Raw genomic sequence first — 698 nt, 5'->3', positions numbered from 1 at the left:
GCCGTGGCCGTGATGGTGGCGCTGTCGATCGCGGAAACCGTCACGTCGCCGGTAGCGTTTACGGTGCTAGGATCGATGCTCGCCGTGGTCGTGGACGTGATGTAATTTCCCGAACCCGAGCCGGCGCCAGCCAGCGACAGGGGACCGTTGCTGGTGTTCAGCGACCCGGAGATGCCGAGTGTGAAGGCACTGATGGTGCCGGTGGAGCTGGCCGTCACGTCGACATTCGCGCCGCTCGCATTGACGTTCTGCAGCGCCGCCGTCGTCGTCTTGGTGATCTCGTTGTCGGCCGCGGCGGCACCTATTGCGACGGCGCCCATATTGCCGCCGTTGGTGGAGACCGACAGAGCCCCCGTGCCCGCATCCGCGTCAATCTCGCTGGAATCCGTCGCTTCGATCTTTATGTCGCCCGTAGCGATCAAATTCCTGCTTCCGGACGGATTCAGCACGCCGGCCGTGGTCGTGGAAACCACAAAGTTGCCTGAGCCGGAGCCCGCGCCGCCAAGCGCATTGCCGCCGGTCGAGACGGATGCCGAACCGGCGATCGTCAGCGCGTTGATGACGGCGCTGTTGTCGGCTGTGGCCGACACGTTGGCGGCCGAGATGGAGGTATCCGTCGCCGTCGCCGAAATTGTCTGCGTGATGTCATTGACCGCGACCGACGCGCCGACGGAGCCTGCCGTCGTCCCGTTATTGGT

Annotated in this window: 1 protein-coding gene; it reads right to left on the bottom strand. The window is 64.9% G+C overall.

Annotated elements, in window-relative coordinates; all coding sequences use genetic code 11:
* The coding region (locus EOD07_RS36515; RefSeq protein ID WP_164772967.1) for a hypothetical protein at window positions 1-698 on the bottom strand (698 nt) is incomplete at both ends.

Source organism: Mesorhizobium sp. M2C.T.Ca.TU.002.02.1.1, assembly GCF_003997225.1.
This window is presented reverse-complemented; position numbering and strand designations above follow the sequence as displayed.